Source organism: Solibacillus silvestris, assembly GCF_051967575.1.
Lineage (GTDB): Bacteria > Bacillota > Bacilli > Bacillales_A > Planococcaceae > Solibacillus > Solibacillus silvestris_B.
In genome coordinates, this window is the sequence record NZ_JBQCJW010000002.1 from 110,575 (window position 1) to 132,566 (window position 21,992).

Genomic DNA, 21,992 nt, shown 5'->3' on the forward strand with positions numbered 1-21,992 from the left:
TCACCTCCAATACTTACTGCCTTTATATGGATGGACCAGAATAGCATTCATTCCAACGGACTATTCTGAATTTTACATTCCATATATAGCATAAAAAAAACTACCTCCATCACTATTTAAAAGTCAAAAGGTAGTTTAACGATATTATTTGTCCTGGAATTTGTTCATTTGCGCCATCATTTGACGTACTTGTTTTTCAGATGGTTTACGTCCCATTTGAGCCATCATTACGCGAATCATTTGTTCGTTAATTGGCGGATTCTCTTTCAAATACTTCATCATATATTGACGAGCTGCGTAGAAACCAATTGCCACGCCAGCGATTAATGCAACAACAATACCTAAAATCCATGCCCATGTCATAACTAACTACCTCCTCCACTGCATATGTACCGAGAAAAACTCTCCAACAAGAATTATACAATAAAAGCTAGGACGTTTCTATATATTTAATTTGAACAAATGAGTCCCGCTTACTCTCAGTCTCTAGACCTAGAAGAAAATACAGTAACAGGTCGTTATTTACATTTTCGATTCACGGTAACATAAAGACATCAAGTACAAGGAGGAACAGATTATGAAAAAGTTTTTCTTATATTCAGCTGGGTTTGTCGCAGCAATTATCGCCCTTTGCTTACTGGCGCCAGTGGCAGGTTTGCTCGTTTCGGGGGCGCTGTTGGCAGCAGGCTTGCATTATTACACTGAAAGTACATCGACATTCGGGAAAGTGATGAGTCTTGTTGTAGCATTGGCAGGTTTAGTAAGCGCATTATCGAACATCCCGGGCTTTATCGGTTTAGTGGCAATCGGGATTCTGTATTACATTTACAAATCCCGCAAAAATGAAAAAACAGAAATTTTCACTATTGAAAAAGAAGAAGATCCATTTATGAATTTTGAGCGTGAATGGGCAAATTTAAACAAATAGGGAGCGATACGGAATGAAAAATTTATTGACAAAATTCAAATATTCGATTCAGGCAGACTTGCACGATTTATTCGATAAAAAGGCAGAGAGAAATCCAATTAAAATGCTGAACCAATATATCCGCGAAGCAGAAAAGCAAACAGAGGAAACAGGAAAATTGCTCGCTCGCCAAGCACAGCTGAAAAAAGAGCTGGAGCTGCAGCTTTCCCAGACAACCGAAATGCTCGAAAAACGCGAGAAGCAACTGCATTTAGCGCAAGCTACAGAGGAAGTAGAGCTGATTACTTTTGCACAAGAGGAAGTAACAGCTTACACAGCGCGCAAACAATCCCTTCTTACAAGCATCGATGCAGCGAATGGTGAATATTTTGCATTAGAGCGTAAATTCGAAACGATGAAACATAAGATCAAGGATATGAAAGTCCGTCAATTACAGCTGATGGGAAAAGAAAATGTTGTGCGTGCCAACCATCAAATGGACAAAGTGCTTGAAGCAAACAAAAATGAAAATTTCGATGAGCTGTCGACATATATTGATGAATTATCGCAAAATATCGAGCGTAAATATGAAGTGACAACATTTGAAGCTCGTTTGGCACAGCTGGAAAAAGAAAAAAAGCTCATCGAACAACCAAAATAATGATATAATGCAGTAAGGAGAAGGCATAGCGCTTTCTCCATTTTGCACGTCTTTAGGAGGAAGCACTATGCCGAAAATTACGTCTGATCAGCTCGCGATAATCGTTGTTAGTATGGCACTTGTCGTATTAATCGAATTAACGCTTTTCAATAATGGCAGCGTGTTTTTATTAATTGTGAGTGTGCTGTTTTTCTATTTCAGCTTTAAGAAAAAGAAACGACTATTATTATGGATCGGTCTCACATTTTTGTTTTTCGCCATTATTAATTTATGGACATTGCGACTATTGATCATTGCCACATTGGGATTTGTTCTTTATCAATATTTGACGAAAAAAGAGCAAATTATAGAAATAAAAAACCCATTGAAAAATTTATCCGAGCAAAATAAATTAATCGGGACAACGATTGGTGCATCGGAAAGTTTCCAATGGCGGGACATTCATATACAGCGCTTTATCGGCGATATTACAATTGATACGACAGAAACGATTTTGCCTCAGGGGAAAGCCGTCATCGTCATCCACCAATCACTTGGGAAAGTGCGTATTATCGTCCCATATGAAGTGACGATTCAGCTTCATTATTCTACTTTATACGGTGAGGCGACATGCTTGAACTACGCGCCTAAGCAATGCATAAATGAGCAGCTCCATTTCGAAGATGGGGAGCTGGAGGCAAAGCGTGTGCTTGTGCTTTACGTTACTTCCTGGATTGGCGATGTGGAGGTGCAGCGCGGATGATCGCTTTTTTAATACGCTTTACTATACTTTCATTTTTGTTTATATCATTTACATTTAATGTGCTCGTCTTGTTGTATGGGGAGCCGCGCGAGGAAACTTGGCGCTTTTTAATCGACAATCGGGACTTTGATATGCCGTTGGCGGCGGTATTCATCATTGTTGCAGGGTGCTTCAGCCTATTGATCGCTTTATGGATGTCTGTGGCAGTGAAATTAAAGGAAAATCAGACGACCCGCATCGTCAAAAAAATTGCGGAGCCTGATTTTGCGCAGAAATTAAAGAAAGCAAATGGTTCATTAAAAAAAGCATTGCGGGATGCGAACGAATTGATTGAAACACAGCGTGCGTCCTTGCAGCGACTTTCAAGCGAAAAAGTCGAAACGAATGATGCCATTGTACAGGAGCGCCTCCTTGCTGAACGTCAGCGTCTTGCAAGGGAGCTGCATGATTCTGTTTCGCAGCAGCTTTTCGCAGCCTCTATGCTGTTGTCTGCGCTTACCGAGCAGGAACAAGAAGCGCTCGCACAAAAGCAGCTGGTACAAGTCGAGAAAATCGTCCAGCAAGCCCAGCTCGAAATGCGTGCACTGCTGCTGCATCTGCGCCCGATTGCTTTGCACAATAAAAGCTTGTCGGAAGGTTTGGAGGATTTAATCGTGGAATTGCAGGAAAAAGTGTATTTCAATATCGATTACCAAATTGAAGATATGGAGCTGTCCAAAGCCGAGGAAGATCATTTATTCCGCATTGCCCAAGAAGCTTTATCGAATACATTAAGACATGCAAAGGCGACAGAGGTGGAGCTTTTATTGATCGCGCGTGACCAATTGGCGATTTTACGCATTCAGGACAATGGATTAGGCTTTAATATAGATGGCGATAAAACATCATCATACGGCCTGCGAAATATTGCCGAACGGGCTGTCGAAATTGGCTGCACGTATAAAATCGTCTCAGTGCCAAATGAAGGAACGATTGTAGAAGTGAAAGTTCCGCTTGCAAAGGAGGGACAAACGGATGATTAAAGTAGTCATTGCGGATGATCATGAAATGGTGCGCATCGGGGTTGCTGCCTATTTATCTGCACAGCCTGATATCGAAGTAATCGGAGAAGCGGCGAATGGTCAAGAAGCGATAGAAATAGTATTGACGCTAAAGCCCGATATTGTGCTGATGGATAATGTCATGCCGATCAAAACAGGGGCTGAGGCGACTGCCGAAATTTTAACAAAGTGGCCGCAAGCAAAAGTGATGATCGTGACGAGCTTTATCGATGATGATAAATTATATCCCGCACTTGAAGCAGGCGCGGTAAGCTATTTACTGAAAACGAGCAACGCAAAGCAGATTGCCGAGGCAATCCGGAAAACGATGGCAGGCGAAACGGTGCTGGAGCCTGAAGCGACGACAAAAGTAATGGCTCGCATGCGCGGTACTGCCCCTGCCCTGCACGACCATTTAACAGACCGGGAAATGGAAGTATTATTATGCATGGCACGCGGTCTTGCGAATCAGGAAATTGCCGAGGAGCTTTTTATCGCATTGAAGACGGTGAAAACCCATGTAAGCAATATTTTAAGCAAGCTCGAAGTTCAAGACCGCACACAGGCTGTCGTTTATGCATTTCAAAATGGACTAGTAAAGTAAGGAGAACAAACAATGACATATACGTATAAAAACTTTGCGCAAGACGGTACACTTACATTATTGAACCCGCTCTTTATACTCATCCTTATTTTCTCGGTATTATTCATTATCGTGTTGTTACGCTTTACAATCAATGCAAAAATACAGCTTTTTATTAGTGCATTCATTATTTTGCTTAGTGCGCAATTACTATTGATTACGGGCATTTTAGCGGATGAACTGAATTTGGCAGAATCATCGAAAAACTTTTACTTATTTATTGCAATCGTCATCATCCAAATCTGCTTAACGGTTTTTGCGTTTGTAAAGGAAAAGAAGAAATAGCAAACGGCTCACGGACATGGATAACCCAAGCGTTCGTGAGCCTTTCTATTATTTTATATCACTTAATATCGCAAATAAGGATTGCTTAGCACCAAGCAATTGTTCATGTGCCTGCGCGCGCCTTTCCTTGCTCTCCGCTTCATAAAATGCGTTTAATGCTTCATCGACTTGTTTATACGAATCGTAAAGGCTTGCACCATCTAATTTTTTATTCCCAAAAATATCGATGTACATGCTTAGCTGATATTGGAAGTTTTTTCCGTGCATCGTTAATACATGTTTATTATCATCAATCTGCACTTTATCGTTTAAAATATATGTTTGAAAGTCGACAAGATCAATATATGCTTTTTCAAGTTCTACCGCATATTGTGCATCCTTCTCATTCCCTTTACCCCAGTCCAGAAACTGGATGAATATTACTAAAAACAAAATAATCGTCAAATAAATCGAAATGCCCTTCCATGATATAAACTTCATGCTCTTTCCTCCATCAATATTGCGCTTCTTTAATTGAAAAGATATTCTTTTAAATTTTCCAGTGTGGAATCGATGCCATTACGTAATGACACCTGATCTCCGCGACAAGTTTCGCTTGCTTTTTCTATGGCGATCAATGCATTTCCCAAAAATGGTTCTTCCTGCAAATCTTTGTAAAGCTGTGTCAAAACGAGCGCCTTATTCCAGTGCCATCGCGGATTTTCCGGATCCAGATCAATCGCACGTTCAATATAGGCCATCACCTCAAATGGAGACCAATTGAAGCGGTTCATAGTCTGTCCCGCTATCCCGTAAAACAGCGCTTTGTTCGAATTATGCTTCACTGCCTCCATAAAGCAATGCACGCTTTCGTCATAATGATGCGCCATGAGGAACAAATGACCTTGTATGTAAAATGACTGGGCTTTCCGCTCATCACCGGCTGATCGCACATCATGCTCAAGCTGCCTTACCTTTGCCGCGAACTGCTGCTCATCTCTAATCGCACGAAGCTGCTCGACTTCATCATTTTCCGCATAACTTTCATTGGAGCGTTCAATGCTTTGCAAAATTTCCCTAGTCGGCTGCGGGAAATTATCATACTCATATTTTTGAAACAATTTTAAAAATTTTTCGGCTTGCTCATCTTCTCCGCTGCTTGCTTGGCGTTTCGCTTCCTCATAACACTTCAAAAATTGCCCATCGTAAAAATATTGCTCCATTTTTCGCATAAAAACACCTTCCTTCATTTGCTGTCCTGCATCGAATTTTTTCATATGAACTATGAAATTTATGTATAACGCCGTTTAGTAAAATACGATTTATTAATTTCCATTCAAAAAGGCATCCTAACGAAACGATTAGGATACCTCCTACATAACTATTTTGAAATAGAGGCCGCTACTTCGGCTATGACAATTTGCGAACCTAGCATCGGTGAATCCCCTTGCTCAGCTTGCCCTTCCGATGGACGTTTATGTGATTCTTTAAATGCATCGCTTTCACGCCATACTGCGAAACTTTCTTTTGAATCCCAGTACATTACAACACTCATTTCATCGTAATCTTCAAATTGAGTCGAAATTAATACTTCAACCTTATGGAAACCTTCAAACTGTTGCAATGGGCCTGGCTGCACAAATTTCGGCGCCATTTTTTCTGCAAAACCTTTTTTCACTTTAATACGGTTCGTTACTGTAATCATTATCTCAACTCCTAAAATTTAACGTAAACTGCTTCACTATTTTATTTAATCATTTTCAGAACTGTTGCGCAATAATTCGCGCTATAATAAGGAGAATGAAAATATAAAGGAAGATAGCATATGAAGTTTTCTATTATCGCAACGAGCGATATTCATGGACATACAGAGCGCTTTTCGCAGCTCGCTCAAATGATTGCCAAAAGACGGCCGGCACTGCTGATTGATAATGGCGATTTCCTGCAAGGGAGCCATTTAAGCTATTACTACGACAATATCGTACATAAACAGCATCCTCAAATTGAACTTGCGAATATGCTCGGCTATGATGTTGCGATTTTTGGAAATCATGAATTTAATTATCCCCCCGAAAAAATTCAAGCAATGCGAAAAGCCTGCAAATTCCCATGGATTGCCGCAAATATTCCGGATTTTGCGCAAGGCTATTTTATAAAGGAGATTTGTGGATTGCGAGTGGCTGTAGTAGGTGTAGTCACGCATTTTACGAAGATATGGGATGAAGGGAATACAACAAAGCAGCTACAATTCGAACAAGCTTTTGAATGTGCAAAAAACACGGTCAAGTATGTACGCGAAGCAGAAAAAGCCCAACTTGTAATTTTAAGCTATCATGGCGGCTTTGAACGTGATCTTCATACCGGACACCAAGTTGATGTCGAACAGGGAGAAAACGAAGGCTACCGCATGCTTACCGAAATTGAAGGCATCGATATTTTTATTACTGGGCATCAGCATTTGGAAATCGCGGCAAAGGTAAACGGGGTTTCTGTCGTACAGCCCGGTGCGAATGCGCATTGCTTTGCCCAAATTGATGTCGTCATTGAACATGGTGTCTTATCGCACGAACCATCACTTGTTTTTATAGATTCAACAATCAAAACAATGGAGTTTCAGGAATTTGATGCATGGAAAAATGAAGTAATCGGAATAGCCGATGATGATTTTACATATGGAGATTTTTTTGCGCCGCGCATAAAGACTACTGCTTATACACAGCTCCTTCACAATATGCAGCTACATTTTTCGGGTGCACAGATTTCCGTCGCAGAACTGCCCTATCATGCACAAGGAGGGTTGCCGGGCGTCATTACACGCGGTCAAGTGCTCCATAATATGCCGCGTCCAAATCGCTTGCTTGTCGTGGAGCTGACCGGCGCTGAAATTCGTAGAGCAATCGAGCAAAGTGCCGCGGTATTCGCTTACAATCAAGAGCTTGAAATCGATTTTAGCATGTCCGTTCTCTATCCGGAGCCCCAACCGTATATTTACGATTTATGGGGAGGGATTGATTATGAAATCGATTTGCTTAAACCGGTAGGGCAGCGTGTAACAAAACTGCTCTATGAAGGCTGTGCTGTTGAAGACGAGGCATCGTTTGAAGTGGCGGTGAATAGTTACCGGGCAACAGGTGCGCATCAGTTCCCCATGTTCAAAAAACAGGCCATCCGTGAAACAAAAAAATTCATGCCCGAATTAATGATGGAATATATTGAACAAAACAGCCCATTGAGCATTAAGTTGAAAAACACTTTTCAAATGAAATAACAGTTGTTTAAAAATAGCGTATGTCATTTTCCTTGCAATGACATACGCTCATTTTCAGTAATTTCTACCTTACAATTCCCCCATTTTCATCAAAAAATTCCAGACCGAAGCTAGTATTTCTTTGGGGAAGGTATACCGCTTCTATCACAGCTTTCCCCTCTTCGATTTGAAACTCGATTTCACTGCCATCATAATAGCTCAGCACCCCTTTCGTAATCGGATGCCCTTCTGTAAACGCCATAACAAAAATTGCTTGTCCATCGTTTCGAATATGGTAAATACCTTGAATCACTGGTGTATGATGCAATATTTGCAAGTCCGAGAATCGATAAACATTATCCTCTCTCTGAAAACTCGCTAATACATGCGATTGCTGCTCTTCGATTAATGCAAAACGGCTATTATCAAATGTTGCAGCTGTTATGAATCGGGCGTCATCGGTAAGCATACCGGCTTCTTTTATCGCCTTTAAACTCGACAATGATAATGCTGTTTCATCATATGCATAAAGATGAGGAAGCGGTTTAAAAAAGAACACCAATGTTGCAATTACGATAAATACATTTAATAAAGTGATCCATAGATGCTGTCGCTTAAATATATTTTTTAAGATGAAAAGAGTACAAAGCGCATACATGCATATAATGATAATTTGCAGCGTGTCATTCACTAGGAAAAAGTTCCTGTTTGCTGGCATCTGTTCATCTTGTGCTGATAAATATTCGGCTTGAACAAATGCTTTCAATACTGGAACTAACTCATGTAATTGCCGGAAACCCCTTGCTTCTGAAAAAGCTTTCGCCACTTCGGGAATACTTTGCGGCTCCAGCATATATTCGCGCATATAAAACAACAATGCCGCATAGGTAGCCCCTTGTTCCTCTGTCGCTTCAGGAATCGCATATGCCGTATTGGCAGTGCCCTCGAAAGCTAATTGCAGCTTCCAATCACTCGTCCGCAAATATTCTATTCGTTCGACCGCTGTAATTTCACCGTCCTCTATAATTTTCTGAAATTGAAGTTTTCTTTCCATCATTGCGATGACTGCGTCTTGACCTTTCATGCTATTTGCGGTGCTCGCTGACATATCGAAACCGGTACCTTGCTCATTAATAATCAAAAAAACGAATAAGAAAATTGTTGCAGTCACTACTAATGTAATAGTTACAGGTAAAACTTTTTTTGGGCGATGCTGTGTTTTTTGGTGTATTTCCAACTTTTTTAAATGTGACAAACCATGTCCTTTATAAGATTCCTTCATCGCGTCTTTAATTGGATCCATGCAGTTCACCACCCTCCATTAACTCCATGCCGAGCATTTGGCGTGCTCGACGTAATCTTGTTTTAACCGTATTGACTGGCAGTTTTAAAGCTCTCCCTACTTCCTGCAATGGTAATTCAGCAAAATGGAAGAGCACAATTACATCTTTATATTTTGTCGGTAATTCCTCAATTGCCGCCACTAATTGCTGACTTTCTGTTTTTTTTAGCAATTGGCTTTCGGGCGTATCAGCGGACATTAATAGTTTTTGAAAAAAGGTTGTAATATGTATTTTTTTATATTTCCAGCTCGTTATATAATTGTGGCTAATATTCACAGCAATTCGAAATAAAAATGTTTTTATTGAAGCGTCACCGCGAAATTTTGGCAGTGCTTCAAAATAGCGCAGAAACGTTTCCTGTGCCAAATCCTCAGCTGTTTGCCAGCTCCGCACATATGTATAGCATAGCTGTACAATATAATCACCATATAAATCCATTGCTTCTTCCAATTTTCTTTCTCGTTCTAGCTGATCCATTTTGCACCTCCTTTTTATCACTATAAGTTAGACAAGTGAAATGATGAAAAGTTTCAAAATCCTTTTTATATTTTTTATAGCTTCTCATTCCAATTTAATTTTAAATTTTGTTTTTTCTGAAACTTTTTCCAGTTTCATCCGTATAACTATTACAAAGAACTTAGGGAGGTGACAACTTGTTTGGGTATTCCATTGAAACCGTTTATTTAACCGTCTTGATCGTTATTGGGTGCTGCACGATCCTCTACTTGTTTTTTGCGGATGTTGCGGATGTCTCCATCGATGGCCTTCCATTTTTGGATCCAGCTGTTATCCTTTCTTTCATTACCTTCACTTCCGCAGCAGGATATGTTTTGGAACGATTTCTAAACTTGGCCAGCAGCATTATTTTTATTATTGCCCTCGTTTTATCCAGTATATTGACGCTGCTGCTTTATTATTTTTTGCTCGTTCCTCTCCGTTCAGCAGAAGTATCTCTTGCATATACAGATGAATCGCTTGAAGGACAGTCGGGAAAAGTTATTGTCCCGGTTCCCATTGACGGCTTCGGTGAAATCATTATTGAAACTGCTAATGGCATCATCTCAAAACGAGCAGCTAGTTTTCATCATGTTGAAATCCCATATGATACACAAATATTGATTATTGAGATGCGGAATGGTACAGCAATGGTGGCAATTTATGAAAAGGAAGAACTACAACTTTAAAATAAGGAGGAAATTTTTATGTCGGGTTTAGCAGGTATTTCAGGTGTTTTAATAGCAGTCGGGGTTGTCGTATTTTTAATCTTAGCACTTATAGCGGTTTATGTGATGAAATACCGCACAGCAGGTCCTGATGAGGCGCTCATTGTTACAGGCAGTTATTTAGGGAGTAAAAATGTACATACAGACGACTCGGGAAATCGTATTAAAATTATCCGTGGCGGCGGTGCATTCGTATTCCCTGTGTTTCAGCAAGCGAAACCGCTCAGTCTGCTTTCCAGTAAATTAGAAGTAACAACACCTGAAGTGTATACAGAGCAAGGGGTTCCAGTCATGGCAGATGGAACGGCCATCATTAAAATCGGTGGTTCGATTTCAGAAATCGCCACAGCTGCCGAGCAATTTTTAGGAAAAGAAAAGCATGATCGTGAAGGTGAAGCCCGCGAAGTATTAGAAGGTCATTTGCGTTCTATTTTAGGTTCGATGACCGTAGAGGAAATTTACAAAAACCGCGATAAATTCTCTCAGGAAGTACAGCGTGTCGCATCACAGGATTTAGCGAAAATGGGCTTAGTCATTGTATCGTTTACAATTAAAGATGTCCGTGATAAAAACGGCTATTTGGATTCCCTTGGTAAACCCCGAATCGCACAAGTAAAGCGTGATGCGGATATCGCAACAGCCGAGGCAGATAAAGAGACGCGCATTAAACGGGCTCAAGCAGCTCAAGAAGCTCAAAAGGCAGAATTAGAGCGTGCCACTGAAATTGCAGAAGCAGAAAAAGACAACCAGTTAAAAGTGGCGGAATTCCGTCGTGAGCAGGATATCGCAAAAGCTCGCGCCGACCAAGCGTATGAATTAGAATCTGCACGTGCAAAACAGGAAGTAACAGAACAAGAAATGCAAGTTAAAATCATTGAACGTCAAAAGCAAATCGAATTAGAAGAAAAAGAAATTCTGCGTAGAGAAAAGCAATATGATTCGGAAGTTAAGAAAAAGGCAGATGCCGATCGTTACGCAATTGAACAAAATGCAGAAGCTCAAAAACGAAAAGAACTTGCCCAGGCAGATGCGGAGAAATACCGTATCGAGGCACAGGCGCAAGCCGAGGCAGAACGTATCCGCTTGGATGGTCTTGCCAAAGCAGATGCGGAGCGTGCACAAGGTACAGCTGAAGCGGAAATTATCCGCCTGCGCGGTCTTGCGGAAGCCGAAGCGAAGGAAAAAATTGCGGAAGCGTTCGAACAATACGGGCAAGCGGCTGTGCTTGATATGATTGTTAAAATGCTGCCTGAGTATGCTAAGCAAGTGGCAAGCCCCCTTTCAAATATTGATAAAATCACAGTTGTTGATACAGGCGGTGGTCCAAACGGCGGCGCAGGCAAAGTTACTGGCTACGCGACAGACTTAATGGCCGGTTTACAGGAAACGTTAAAAGCGTCGTCCGGTATTGATGTAAAAAATTTAATAGAAACATATGTAGGTAAGAACACTTTCGAAAAACCCGCACCAGTTCCACACGAAAGCTTCTCTCAAGTTGAGGAATTAGTTGAGGAACTTCTGGAAAAATAATATTGGCATAAAAAATCGTCGAACATTGATGTAAAAGAATTTGCATGTAAACAATTTAAGTGTCTCTTCATTTACGAAGCAACGTATATGGGGAGATTTATTTTTAGGTTTTAACGACAAAACGTCGTCAAACAACAGAGCTTTTTATTAAAGTGTACCGACAATTAAAACGCCTAAAAAGCGAAAGTGCGGCATCTTCCCTATAAGGAAAATGCCGCACTTCTTTGCCTATTTTATAATTTAATCGTCCATCCAAATGGATCTTCAATTTTTCCGTATTGGATACCCGTTAATGTATCATAAAGCATTTGTGTGATTTCTCCGATTTGGCCATTGTTGACAGAAATAATTTCATCCATCCATTTCAGTTCGCCTACAGGGGAAATTACCGCAGCCGTGCCTGTCCCGAATGCTTCTTCCAATGTACCGTTTTTAGCGGCTGCCACAACCTCCGCAAACTCAACCGCACGTTCTTCAAACGGAATATTTTTTGATTTCAGCACTTCGATCATCGAATCGCGTGTGATCCCCGCTAAAATACTGCCGTTTAGCGCAGGGGTAATGACTTTTCCGGCAATTTTGAAGAAGATATTCATGCTTCCCACTTCTTCTACATACTTATTTTCCTTGCCGTCAAGCCATAATGTTTGGGAGTATCCTTGTTTTGCGGCAATTTCGGAGCCTTTCAAGCTTGAAGCATAGTTCCCTGCTGTTTTTGCTTCGCCTGTACCTCCGACAACTGCACGCACATAATGCTGCTCCACCAAAATTTTAACTGGATTGATGCCCTCTTTGTAATACGAGCCTACTGGTGACATAATAATCATGAATTTATAGCTTTTCGCAGGATTTACACCTAAGTAGCTTTCCGTCGCGATAATAAATGGGCGAATATAAAGAGACGTTCCTGGCGCTGTAGGTACCCATTCGCGGTCCACACGAATCAATTCCTTTAAAGCTTCCAGCGCAAATTCCTCATCAATCGGTGGTATGCAAAGACGTGCATTCGAAGCATTTAATCGTTTAAAGTTGCGGTCCGCGCGGAATAATTGCACTTCGCCCTGTTCCGTCATATATGCTTTTAAGCCTTCAAAAACCGCCTGGCCATAATGAAATACCATCGCAGCAGGGCTGAGCGTGATCGGTGCAAAAGGCGCGATTGTCGCATTATGCCAACCTTTTCCTTCTTCATAATCCATTACAAACATGTGGTCCGTAAAAATTTGACCAAAACCAAGCTGTTCTGCAGGTGTTTTTTCTTTTTTGTTCGTTGATAACTCAGTTGTAATTTCGTATGTTGTCATAATCCATGCTCCTTAACTAATTTAAATTGATACACTCTATCATACCATTTTATTTTTAGAAAATTTACAATTTTTCATTTTCATACAAAAAAATTTTTTTCCTAGCAGTTCATTTAGTTTTCGAGCAAATCCCCGCTTCATCCTTCCTCATATTTTGAAGATTTTTTTGATGGGTGCTGATATATTACTTAAAAATAACGCTTCCTGGTGTTCTTTCACTGCAACTAATACAGCACAAGATGGGCCTGCCGAAACATTTAAATTGATATTTGCTGTATATTCTTCACCGACAAAGCGTTTTATTTCAGTTCCGATTCCTCTTGAACCTGTTGGCCATATTGCTTGAATGGTATCTTTGTTCAGTCCTTCATACAACTCATTTAAATTAGCGATTTTATCCGGGTTCTCTATTACTTCATCACCGACTAGCGGCTCCCCCACAACATAAAACAGGCAATTATCTGTGTCGTTTTCGAATTGCTTTTTTCCTAGCATTGTGAGAGATACGGCAGATTGCAATGCATCAAAGTTCGATTCGCTTGAGCCGATTAATGGTGGCATTTCTATATTCATTTCCGTGAAGGCTCTTTCAAACCCTTGTTCATATTCTTTCCATACGCCATCTCCCGAAAAATTTGCCATCAGCAATTGAACCGGTATCGCCCCGGCACAAAGCTGTTCCAAAATAGCGGTGCGGGCGGTGAAATAAGCCGTGATTTCATTTGGCGCTTGTACAATATCATGCTCTTTCGTCCCAATACATGCCGAATTATCGATTGTCACGATTAACCCGTTTACTTCGATTGCATTCCTCATGCACTCACCCCTGCACGCTCTGCAACGGATTTTAAAACAGGCATGACGATGATGGCGATAACACAATTCACAACTGTTGCAATCGTCAATGAGGCGATTGAGCCGATGTAAAATGCCGGCGAAATTAAAAAGTAGAACGGTAACGGTGCAATAACTCCATTTGCAATGACAACAAACACCCATTTTAAAATATACATATTTTTACGGTGCAAAACCGCAAAAATCGCGACAATGGCGAACATTTCAACTGCGATTAAAACATGAAAAACACCTAAAGGAAAACCGGATGTAAGCCCTGTTGCAATATGCCCAAGCGCACCTGCTGCCCCTGCAAAAACAGGTGGTAGAAAGAGGACGCTAATAACTGCTGGGGCGGAATCCAATGCAGCTGTCGCAATCACGCCAACCGGCACTTTAATAAAGCTTCCAATAACGCAAATTGCTGCTATTAATGCCGTTAAAATTATGTAACGCAATTTAGTTTTTTCCATCATGCTCTCCTTTTAAAAATTGCGGAATGCCATACCATACACGAATAACCGTCTCTGCTTCATTGCAAAGCTTCTGGTATAGCCGACCGCAAGTATCTCTTAACTGACGCGCTCCCCTTTCAAGCGGTACAACACCACGGCTCGTATCTGCACAAATGCAAAAAACTTCCGCTTGCCCGGAAATTTCAGCGATATGTTCAAAAATCCGCTGTGCTGCCTGCTCTTCCGGCTCATCTAAATACGGTAAAATGATTTGTTCAAAATCACTAATAATAAAACGTTTATTTTCGGTAACCTTCTCTATGCGGGGCAATATCCCTTCACAAACAACGAGTTCCTTTTCAGGTAATTTCGCGACTAAAGCTTTCACATATGCTCGTTTACCGTTATATGCGCCTCCGAGTATAACGTACATCGTAAACCTCCTATTAGTTCATCAACCGAACCCCAGCAAAGGGTATATATAGTTCGATGGTTTGCGGTCGTTTGCTGAAATGACTGCTCCTCCACGCTATATTTCGCAAGCAATAATCGAATGACCCCGCCGTGTACGACAAATGTATAATCGCCATCTTGTTTTACAATTTGGCGAAAACCTTCCAATACGCGCTGTTGAAACTGCAAAAAGCTTTCACCGTTCGGTATTGGCGTAGTGAGCGGATCGTCAATCCATGCACGGTATATTTCATTATACTGTAATTGCTCATATGTACACATTTCAAAATCGCCGAAGTTTAGCTCTCTAAGTTTTTCCTCAGCGAAAAATGGAGTTTGCGGAAAATAGCAGGCAGCCGTTTGTAGGCAGCGTTGCAAATCACTGCCAAATACTTCATGTGGCTGGATCGGCAGCTGCGCTTGAACTTTCTTAATAATCGGTTCATCTGTCCAGCCGATATATTTCCGCTCTCTGTTCGCTTCTGTTTTTTCATGCCGGATTAAATGCACAGTAATGCCGTTAGCCATAGCACAACCTCCAAACCCTCGCCTAATGCGCCAAGCAAATCGCCCGTCACCCCTCCAAAATGCTTCCGTGACCAGTTTCGGTAAAGTGCAACAATGACAAGCATTGTGAAAAATAAAACATATAAGCTATATGCCCCTATATAGAACCAAATCGCAAATAAAGCCCCACAAAGCAAACCGAGTAAAACAGCGAGCTTTTTTGAATTGACCATACTTTTAAAATACGCCGCGAGTCCTGTTTGCTTTGCTGTTTGCATCGTTAAAAAGTAAATCAGCATCCCTGTGCGCGCGATTAACGGAATAAAAATAAGACATGGGATGATTGCGGAATGTCCCTTTAAAAGAAATTCATAAATGAAGCCTATCTTTAAAAGCAGTAAACAAAAAACACTAATAACACCAAAGGCACCTGTGCGCGGATCATCCAAGATTCCCAATCGTTTTTCTTTTTCTCCGTAAGAAAAAAAGGCATCACTCATATCAATCCAGCCATCTAAATGAAGACCGCCTGTGAGCAGAATGAAACCGACAACAATCAATATGGCGAGGAGCAAGCTGGAAATATCGCTAAAGCCGGCAAGCGCAAAAACTGCACTTCCAATTATTGCGCCAATGAATAAACCAATAATCGGCAAAAAGGCATACATCCATGTAACCGATTTGGCATTCATATCAAGCTGCTTTTTTATCGGTACAGCCGAAAAAAACTGCCATGCCAATAGAAAACCCGTTATGCTGTTTTTCAATTTGCGCCCTCCTTATTTCCATTGTTGCACAAGCTGAAATTGTACTTCATATGCTTCTTCACTCCGATTAACGAACCACTGATGAAGCTGGCCCAAATTTTTGCGGTATAAATTCACTTCATCAAATTTTGATGATTGCTCGTCCAACACTTCATTTGACACGATTATTATTTGAGCACCTTGCGCATGCCAGTTGTCGAATTCGCTTTTTAACATTTCAATCGAATTGTGGATATATTCGCTGCGCTGCTCGGCTGATTCGCTTTCATACAATACATTCGAAAGCCATGTCGTCACACATTCAAAAAGCACGACATCATTTTCCGATAAACGTCCGAGCTCCTCAGGAATATTCACATGTATTTCAATCGTTCGCCACTCGGTACTTTGGCGTTGACGATCAAGCTGATGTCTTTTTATCCGTGCTTTCATCTCATCGTCAAATGCCGCACCTGCTGCAATATAATAATAATTTTTACCAGGACCATTTTGACTCGCCAGTTTTTCTGCAAAGGCGCTTTTCCCGCTGCGCACGCCACCTGTAATAAAAATCATTGCCAGCACCCCCATATGGAAGATTAAAAGAACATGCTCAATATTGAGCTATGTTCTTCTATTTTGCCTTTTTTGTCGGATAGGATTTCGAGATGAACGGAATTTCTTCGAATGAATGCTCTTTGTTCATATAAACTGCCATGACGAAAAATACATTCGCTAAAAGCCCTAAAAAGTCGAATAAAATTTCGGGCACTTCTCGCTCTTCACTTACCTTATGCAATGCACGGTACGATTTTTTCGCTTCGCTTCGGCAAATATGCAGCCTTGCTGAGCTTTCCACCCCTTGTGGCAGCAAAAACTGTTGAATTGTCTCTTTTACATTGCTCACATAAAAATCATAGCGGTCACTTAGCCAGCTTAAATCCTCTTCTGTAATCGCCAATTTTCCGCGCACAGAACCGTTGGCATGGTATGCAAGCGGATGGATAATACGCAAGTCCTCCAATACAATCTGCCCTTTTTCATCGTCCAATAATGTCGGGATGACCGCTCCGATACGTGTCGTCAATGAATCTGTACGAATTTCATAATCGACGCATGAGCTTTTTTCGCGCATAAATGGATAACATGAATAACGAATATCTTTTTTCATCTAAAGTTCCTCACATTTCAAATTTTATATTTTATTCCGCATACACGATGGACACACTAAGCTCCCAAAAACTTATGCCAGCTTTAAAACTGCAGGATTTCCGATAATGCGGCAGTTTTCTCTAATTAAGCTCCAACAACCGATTCTGCATTCTTTATCAATAAGAAAAGCCACCCAAGAAAATGGATGGCTCAAAATATCAAGATCGATTCCTATGAAATGACGAAAAGATTTTTAATGCCGTACATTCTCTCAAATTCCGAAGAGGTGTGTCACGATCAGAAAAAGATTGGTCTCCTGGCTCCGCGCAGCTCTCTACTCATGAATGCCTTCCCGTCAAAAACAGTGGCAATCTCGTTCACTTTCATTTGCGCTTACAGTTACGGACATAGCTTCGGATTTCCGCCGAATTCCCATTTATGCAATTTGCATCTTTTCCCTGCAGATTTATTTGATTTGTAAAACTTACTTTAACACACTACAGGCATTATGCAAATAACTTTCCATTGAAATGGAATTCCATCAGTTGGACGTTTTCTTCCTCTTTCCTTGATTATTTGATGGAAGAATCGAAATTCCGCCAAAAGCTTTTCAACACAACTCAATATAAATTTTACGCTTAAAGCAGAAAAAATTAATTCAAAGTAGATATAATACGTTTAATTTCTATTCCCCAACTCTGCTTGCTATAATATATTTACAAATACAGGTAATAAAAAATCTGCCAAGGGGGTTATGTAATGAAATGGGATTTTGAATATGATGTAGTTGTCGTCGGGTCTGGCGCATCAGGATTTGCTGCGGCCACTACAGCGAAAAATGAAGGCTTAAAAACGCTTTTAATCGAAAAGGAAAAGCATTTCGGCGGGGCTTCCGCTTTATCCGGCGGAGGTGTTTGGATACCAAACAACCGCTATTTGGTGGAAGCCAATGCTGCAGATTCCTATGAAGAGGCAAAAACTTATTTGGATGCGACTGTCGGCGATATTGTAAATGATGAAATAAAAGAGACTTACTTAAAAAAGGGCATTGAAATGCTTGATTATATGCATAATGCAAGCAAGCATATGCGTTTTTCCTATGCTAAAAACTATTCGGATTATTACCCTGCATTACCAGGCGGAAAAGGCGCGGGACGTTCGATTGAGCCTCTGTTAATAGATATAAATGAATTGGGAGATTGGAAGGATAAGCTCCTGCCTCCAACGATTGATACGAAGGGCTTTGTTATGACCGGGCAAGACTTTGTCAAAGTGAATATGATCACAAGAACGACTGCCGGAAAAGCAAGATCGCTGACATTAGGCTGGCGATTAATAAAGCATCTTCTGCTAAAGAAAAATTATGCGGCTTTAGGGCAGGCGCTTATGGCTCGCATGGGGTTGACCTACAAAGGATTAAATGGCGAAATGTGGCTGCAAACACCTTTTACAGATTTTATATATGAACAGGACCGTGTCATCGGTATAAAAGCTATAAAAGAAGGGCAGGAAATTGCGATTAAAGCTGAAAAAGGCGTTATTTTCGGGTCAGGCGGCTTTTCGAAAGACCAGGAAAAACGAGAACGCTTTTTGCCGACTCCCCAAAATGCGGCATGGACGAGCTCGCCTCATGGGCAAACAGGCGACATTATTTCTCCATTTGAAAAGCTTTATGCAAAATTCGGCTTAATGGATCGTGTGTGGGGAGCGCCTTCTATTATCGATCATAAAGGAAGACCGTTTTTCCTAGTGGCAGACCGCGGCATTCCGAATATGATTATTGTCGATCAAGAAGGGCATCGCTATATTAACGAACCGACACCTTATCATGAGTTTGTCGATAAAATGTACGAGCACAATGAAAAAACAGGCGGAAAGGCTATTACTTCATGGATTATTTTAGATAGCCGCTCCAAAAAGCGCTACCTGTTTGCAGGTCTCTTCCCGATGCAAGGTTTCCCAAAAGAATATTTCAAAAATAATATAGTCTTTACAGGACAAACAGTGAACGAGCTCGAACAAAAGCTTAATATCCCGACAGGAAATTTAGTGAAGACGATCGAACGCTTTAATGGCTTTGCGCAAAATGGCAAAGATTTGGATTTCCATCGAGGCGAAACAGCACATGACAAATATTATGGGGACCCGACATTGAAAAATCCGAATTTACTTGAATTAAACAGCCCGCCTTATTATGCATTAAAAGTATATCCTGGCGATATCGGAACAAAAGGCGGTGTTGTAATAGATAAAAATGCACGGGTATTGCGTGAGGACGGTACCGCAATTGAAGGCGTCTATGCATGCGGCAACTGCTCTTCCTCTATTATGGGGCAATCCTACCCGGGTCCTGGGGCGACATTGGGACCTGGAATGACTTTTGGCTATTTAGCGGCAATGCATTGTAAAGATAATGATATTCAACATTCATCTGGACCAAACAATGACACAAAGCTGATTAACGCATAAAAGTAAAAAGGAGGGGCTGTCGGAAAAGACCGATTTAATCGATTCTTTTCCGACAGCCCCTTACTCTTTTTATAATATTTTAACTGTCAGAGGCAATCCGGACATTTGCCGTATATTTCAAATTTATGTGCCTCAACGACATAGCCCGGCAGCTTTTCACCGAGCATATCCATTGGACAAACCGATAATTCCTTCACATTGCCACAATCGCGGCATATAAAATGATGATGATGATGATCTGACTCGCAATGCATACGGAAATTGCGCTCGCCATTTAATTCTGTTTCTTCTAAAATATCCAATTCAACAAATGTTGCCAAGTTACGATAAATCGTATCAAAGCTCATGCCCGGGAAGTCTTTTTTCAATACTGTCAGCAAATCACGAGCTGTCAAATATTTATCCGTAGCCGCAAACATATCCAATATCAACTCTCGTTTATCCGTTTTTTTATAGCCATTATCCTTCAATATTTCCCATGCGCGTGTTGCATTCACAGTATCTCTTCCCCTTCCGATTTAATAGAAATTTTCAATAGTAATTTTTTAATAAATATGACAAATAGTAAAATAATAATTGATGTCACAACAATTGTCCCACCAGGAGCCAAATTCAAGTAAAATGCGGAGACTAATCCGACAATAACCGCCAGCTCCCCAAATACAATCGCCAAAATTATCGCTTCTTTAAAGCCGCGCGCCAAACGCATCGCAGCCGCAACAGGCAACGTCATTAAGCTTGATACGAGTAAAATCCCGACGATGCGCATACTCGCAGCAATGACTAATGCGACAACAATCATGAATAATAAATGAATCCATTTCGCAGGCAAGCCGCTTGCCTTTGCATACTCTTCATCGAATGATAAAACAAAAAGCTCCTTAAAAAACAGCACTAAAAATAAGATGACTACAGCGGCAATTGCCAGTACGACATATAAATCCTGTCTTGACACGGCGGAAACAGAACCGAATAAATAGCTCATTAAGTCCGTATTAAAGCCGCTTGCCAATGAAATTAAAATGGCGCTGATCCCGATGCCTCCAGACATAATAATCGGAATTGCCAGCTCTTCATAATGCTTATATAGGCGACGCAAACGCTCAATTAAAATCGAGCCGCTCACCGAAGCGACAATCCCTAAATAGATTGGGTTCAATAACGCAAGCGCCGCAAATGATTGACTTAAATATAGACTTCCTGCAATCCCCGCCAGTGTAACATGTGATAAAGCATCCGCGATCAATGAAAGACGTCTTACTACGATAAATACACCAAGCAGGGGCGCGATTACCCCGATAACAAGCCCTGAGAAAAAGGCATTTTGTAAAAATTCATAATTTAATATTGCTTCGATCATTTTTGCCTACTCCTCTTAATGAATCTTCCGGACAGAATGACCATGCCAGCTTTGGCGCTGCTCTTCCGAAATTGTATCAAAGTCATTTTTATAGCCGTGGAAATGAATTGTCTGATTTAAGCAAGCAACATGGCTCACACGGTCTGAAACAGTGTCAACATCATGCGTCACTAAAATTAGCGTCATATTATGATGCGCATTTAAGTGTGCGAGCATATCATAAAATGCCTGCACATTTTCACGGTCTATTCCAACAGTCGGCTCATCCAATATAAGCAGCTTTGGCTCAGACACAAGTGCACGCGCAATAAAAACGCGCTGCTGCTGTCCGCCTGATAACTGGCCGATATTGCGCTTTGCAAATTGTTCCATCCCCACATCTTTCAATGCACATTTCACGAGGAAATCGGCATCTTTTGGCAATCTTTTAAATAAGCCTGCTTTTTGTGTTAAGCCGCTTTTCACGACTTCCTCAACCGTTGCTGGAAAACCTGAGTTAAAAGCATTCGATTTTTGCGATACGTAGCCAATCCATTCCCGATGCTTAAACTGGCTTGCCGGTACACCGAAAAGCTTGATTTCCCCTGATGCCGGTTTCAGCAAGCCCAAAATTAATTTAAGAAGTGTTGATTTACCCGAGCCGTTTTGTCCGAGTAAAGCGAGAAAGTCCCCTTCATCAACACGCAAGGAAATATTTTTCAGAACATGTGTGTATTCATATTGAAAGGATAAATCTTTCAATTCTATTAATGTTTTTTTCATTTCATTCGCTTCTTTCTAATTCAAAATCATTACGATTTGCATTTTGTTAGTATAATGGACTTTTTGGTTTGTGTAAAGTAAATCAATTTGAGAGGATGAAAACAATTCAAATATTGCAATGGCTGGAAAATTTCAAAGGAATGAATGATAAACAGCTGCAAAAATTCGCGAAGCAGCAACAACTTGATTTTTCATTAGAGGAAATTAAGGAACTGCGGAAAATTTTAAGTAATGCCTCCATCAGTTGGGGCATTTATGGAATCCCCAAAAAGGTGCAAGAGGAAGTCGAACAGCTTATCGGTACAAAAAGATATAAAAAACTGCTAAAAACAATTGGTCTTTAAATATTT

28 protein-coding genes and 1 riboswitch are annotated in these 21,992 nt (G+C 40.8%); of the genes, 11 read left to right on the top strand and 17 right to left on the bottom strand.

Features of this window, described 5'->3' with window-relative positions; all coding sequences use genetic code 11:
- Positions 1–144: 144 nt before the first annotated feature.
- The gene (locus tag ACTHOQ_RS01785; protein ID WP_440493951.1) at positions 145–363 is read right to left on the bottom strand and encodes a YneF family protein; all 219 of its coding nucleotides are present in this window, start codon (positions 361–363) and stop codon (positions 145–147) included.
- A gap of 214 nt (positions 364–577) precedes the next feature.
- Between ACTHOQ_RS01785 and ACTHOQ_RS01790 the strand changes: the two genes are divergently transcribed.
- The 6 genes from ACTHOQ_RS01790 (at position 578) to ACTHOQ_RS01815 (ending at position 4,278) form a co-directional block, all read left to right on the top strand.
- A complete protein-coding gene (locus ACTHOQ_RS01790) occupies positions 578–928 on the top strand; it encodes a lmo0954 family membrane protein (protein ID WP_440493952.1) in 351 nt (116 codons plus the stop codon).
- 13 nt (positions 929–941) lie between these two features.
- The gene (locus tag ACTHOQ_RS01795) at positions 942–1,568 is read left to right on the top strand and encodes a PspA/IM30 family protein (RefSeq protein WP_440493953.1); all 627 of its coding nucleotides are present in this window, start codon (positions 942–944) and stop codon (positions 1,566–1,568) included.
- Positions 1,569–1,635: 67 nt separating this feature from the next.
- Positions 1,636–2,310, top strand: coding sequence for a cell wall-active antibiotics response protein LiaF (gene liaF, locus ACTHOQ_RS01800; RefSeq protein ID WP_440493954.1), 675 nt, complete (start codon positions 1,636–1,638; stop codon positions 2,308–2,310).
- Positions 2,307–3,332 (top strand): sensor histidine kinase, encoded by a 1,026-nt coding sequence (locus tag ACTHOQ_RS01805; RefSeq protein ID WP_440493955.1) that lies wholly within the window; start codon positions 2,307–2,309, stop codon positions 3,330–3,332. The genes liaF and ACTHOQ_RS01805 overlap by 4 nt, the downstream gene beginning before the upstream one ends.
- The gene (locus tag ACTHOQ_RS01810; RefSeq protein ID WP_440493956.1) at positions 3,325–3,954 is read left to right on the top strand and encodes a response regulator; all 630 of its coding nucleotides are present in this window, start codon (positions 3,325–3,327) and stop codon (positions 3,952–3,954) included. The genes ACTHOQ_RS01805 and ACTHOQ_RS01810 overlap by 8 nt, the downstream gene beginning before the upstream one ends.
- 12 nt (positions 3,955–3,966) lie before the next feature.
- Positions 3,967–4,278 carry an acyl-CoA dehydrogenase gene (locus ACTHOQ_RS01815; RefSeq protein ID WP_440493957.1) on the top strand — a complete coding sequence of 104 codons (312 nt, stop codon included), beginning with the start codon at positions 3,967–3,969 and terminating at the stop codon, positions 4,276–4,278.
- 48 nt (positions 4,279–4,326) lie between these two features.
- Here the strand turns inward: ACTHOQ_RS01815 and ACTHOQ_RS01820 are convergent, their stop codons facing one another.
- The 3 genes from ACTHOQ_RS01820 to ACTHOQ_RS01830 form a co-directional block, all read right to left on the bottom strand.
- Positions 4,327–4,758 carry an iron ABC transporter substrate-binding protein gene (locus tag ACTHOQ_RS01820; protein ID WP_440493958.1) on the bottom strand — a complete coding sequence of 144 codons (432 nt, stop codon included), beginning with the start codon at positions 4,756–4,758 and terminating at the stop codon, positions 4,327–4,329.
- 29 nt (positions 4,759–4,787) lie between these two features.
- Positions 4,788–5,489 carry a tetratricopeptide repeat protein gene (locus ACTHOQ_RS01825; RefSeq protein ID WP_440493959.1) on the bottom strand — a complete coding sequence of 234 codons (702 nt, stop codon included), beginning with the start codon at positions 5,487–5,489 and terminating at the stop codon, positions 4,788–4,790.
- A 149-nt stretch (positions 5,490–5,638) separates the two neighbouring features.
- Positions 5,639–5,962: a heme oxygenase gene (locus ACTHOQ_RS01830; RefSeq protein ID WP_440493960.1), complete on the bottom strand. Its 324-nt coding sequence runs from the start codon at positions 5,960–5,962 to the stop codon at positions 5,639–5,641.
- Between the two features lie 120 nt (positions 5,963–6,082).
- Between ACTHOQ_RS01830 and ACTHOQ_RS01835 the strand changes: the two genes are divergently transcribed.
- Positions 6,083–7,525, top strand: a complete 1,443-nt coding sequence (locus ACTHOQ_RS01835; RefSeq protein ID WP_440493961.1) for a bifunctional metallophosphatase/5'-nucleotidase — start codon at positions 6,083–6,085, stop codon at positions 7,523–7,525.
- 64 nt (positions 7,526–7,589) lie between these two features.
- On the opposite strand, the gene ACTHOQ_RS01840 is transcribed toward ACTHOQ_RS01835, so the two are convergent.
- Together ACTHOQ_RS01840 and ACTHOQ_RS01845 are read right to left on the bottom strand one after the other, a co-directional pair.
- A complete protein-coding gene (locus ACTHOQ_RS01840) occupies positions 7,590–8,807 on the bottom strand; it encodes a hypothetical protein (RefSeq protein ID WP_440493962.1) in 1,218 nt (405 codons plus the stop codon).
- Complete coding sequence (locus ACTHOQ_RS01845; RefSeq protein WP_440493963.1) at positions 8,794–9,324, bottom strand: sigma-70 family RNA polymerase sigma factor; 531 nt, start codon at positions 9,322–9,324, stop codon at positions 8,794–8,796. The genes ACTHOQ_RS01840 and ACTHOQ_RS01845 overlap by 14 nt, the downstream gene beginning before the upstream one ends.
- Before the next feature lie 176 nt (positions 9,325–9,500).
- On the opposite strand from ACTHOQ_RS01845, the gene ACTHOQ_RS01850 reads away from it, so the two are divergent.
- Positions 9,501–10,031 carry an NfeD family membrane protein gene (locus tag ACTHOQ_RS01850; protein ID WP_440493964.1) on the top strand — a complete coding sequence of 177 codons (531 nt, stop codon included), beginning with the start codon at positions 9,501–9,503 and terminating at the stop codon, positions 10,029–10,031.
- 18 nt (positions 10,032–10,049) lie between these two features.
- Positions 10,050–11,600: a flotillin lipid rafts scaffold protein FloT gene (gene floT / locus ACTHOQ_RS01855; protein WP_440493965.1), complete on the top strand. Its 1,551-nt coding sequence runs from the start codon at positions 10,050–10,052 to the stop codon at positions 11,598–11,600.
- 233 nt (positions 11,601–11,833) lie between these two features.
- Here floT and ACTHOQ_RS01860 read toward each other — a convergent pair whose 3' ends face one another.
- From ACTHOQ_RS01860 to ACTHOQ_RS01895, 8 genes are all read right to left on the bottom strand, one after another.
- The gene (locus ACTHOQ_RS01860; protein ID WP_440493966.1) at positions 11,834–12,904 is read right to left on the bottom strand and encodes a branched-chain amino acid aminotransferase; all 1,071 of its coding nucleotides are present in this window, start codon (positions 12,902–12,904) and stop codon (positions 11,834–11,836) included.
- A 147-nt stretch (positions 12,905–13,051) separates the two neighbouring features.
- On the bottom strand, positions 13,052–13,720 hold the full coding sequence (locus ACTHOQ_RS01865; RefSeq protein WP_440493967.1) for a hypothetical protein: 669 nt from the start codon (positions 13,718–13,720) through the stop codon (positions 13,052–13,054).
- Positions 13,717–14,211, bottom strand: coding sequence for an ECF transporter S component (locus ACTHOQ_RS01870; protein WP_440493968.1), 495 nt, complete (start codon positions 14,209–14,211; stop codon positions 13,717–13,719). Before ACTHOQ_RS01870 ends, ACTHOQ_RS01865 begins: the two co-directional genes overlap by 4 nt.
- The gene (locus tag ACTHOQ_RS01875; RefSeq protein WP_440493969.1) at positions 14,198–14,626 is read right to left on the bottom strand and encodes a bifunctional adenosylcobinamide kinase/adenosylcobinamide-phosphate guanylyltransferase; all 429 of its coding nucleotides are present in this window, start codon (positions 14,624–14,626) and stop codon (positions 14,198–14,200) included. The genes ACTHOQ_RS01870 and ACTHOQ_RS01875 overlap by 14 nt, the downstream gene beginning before the upstream one ends.
- Positions 14,578–15,174 carry a histidine phosphatase family protein gene (locus ACTHOQ_RS01880; protein ID WP_440493970.1) on the bottom strand — a complete coding sequence of 199 codons (597 nt, stop codon included), beginning with the start codon at positions 15,172–15,174 and terminating at the stop codon, positions 14,578–14,580. Before ACTHOQ_RS01880 ends, ACTHOQ_RS01875 begins: the two co-directional genes overlap by 49 nt.
- Positions 15,147–15,920, bottom strand: a complete 774-nt coding sequence (cobS, locus tag ACTHOQ_RS01885) for an adenosylcobinamide-GDP ribazoletransferase (protein WP_440493971.1) — start codon at positions 15,918–15,920, stop codon at positions 15,147–15,149. The genes ACTHOQ_RS01880 and cobS overlap by 28 nt, the downstream gene beginning before the upstream one ends.
- 12 nt (positions 15,921–15,932) lie before the next feature.
- A complete protein-coding gene (locus tag ACTHOQ_RS01890) occupies positions 15,933–16,475 on the bottom strand; it encodes a bifunctional adenosylcobinamide kinase/adenosylcobinamide-phosphate guanylyltransferase (protein ID WP_440493972.1) in 543 nt (180 codons plus the stop codon).
- A 58-nt stretch (positions 16,476–16,533) separates the two neighbouring features.
- Positions 16,534–17,070, bottom strand: a complete 537-nt coding sequence (locus tag ACTHOQ_RS01895; protein WP_440493973.1) for a cobalamin adenosyltransferase family protein — start codon at positions 17,068–17,070, stop codon at positions 16,534–16,536.
- 270 nt (positions 17,071–17,340) lie between these two features.
- A riboswitch (cobalamin riboswitch) is annotated at positions 17,341–17,521 on the bottom strand.
- A gap of 289 nt (positions 17,522–17,810) precedes the next feature.
- On the opposite strand from ACTHOQ_RS01895, the gene ACTHOQ_RS01900 reads away from it, so the two are divergent.
- The gene (locus ACTHOQ_RS01900; RefSeq protein WP_440493974.1) at positions 17,811–19,520 is read left to right on the top strand and encodes an FAD-dependent oxidoreductase; all 1,710 of its coding nucleotides are present in this window, start codon (positions 17,811–17,813) and stop codon (positions 19,518–19,520) included.
- 86 nt (positions 19,521–19,606) lie between these two features.
- Here the strand turns inward: ACTHOQ_RS01900 and ACTHOQ_RS01905 are convergent, their stop codons facing one another.
- From ACTHOQ_RS01905 to ACTHOQ_RS01915, 3 genes are read right to left on the bottom strand one after another with little or no spacing between them, the layout of a single operon-like run.
- Positions 19,607–20,017, bottom strand: coding sequence for a Fur family transcriptional regulator (locus ACTHOQ_RS01905; RefSeq protein ID WP_440493975.1), 411 nt, complete (start codon positions 20,015–20,017; stop codon positions 19,607–19,609).
- Positions 20,014–20,880 carry a metal ABC transporter permease gene (locus ACTHOQ_RS01910; RefSeq protein WP_440493976.1) on the bottom strand — a complete coding sequence of 289 codons (867 nt, stop codon included), beginning with the start codon at positions 20,878–20,880 and terminating at the stop codon, positions 20,014–20,016. The genes ACTHOQ_RS01905 and ACTHOQ_RS01910 overlap by 4 nt, the downstream gene beginning before the upstream one ends.
- Before the next feature lie 15 nt (positions 20,881–20,895).
- Entirely contained in the window at positions 20,896–21,642 is a 747-nt protein-coding gene (locus ACTHOQ_RS01915) for a metal ABC transporter ATP-binding protein (protein ID WP_440493977.1), read from the bottom strand.
- Between the two features lie 95 nt (positions 21,643–21,737).
- Here ACTHOQ_RS01915 and ACTHOQ_RS01920 point away from each other — a divergent pair, with 95 nt between their 5' ends.
- Positions 21,738–21,986: an isopropylmalate synthase gene (locus tag ACTHOQ_RS01920; RefSeq protein WP_440493978.1), complete on the top strand. Its 249-nt coding sequence runs from the start codon at positions 21,738–21,740 to the stop codon at positions 21,984–21,986.
- Positions 21,987–21,992: the final 6 nt, after the last annotated feature.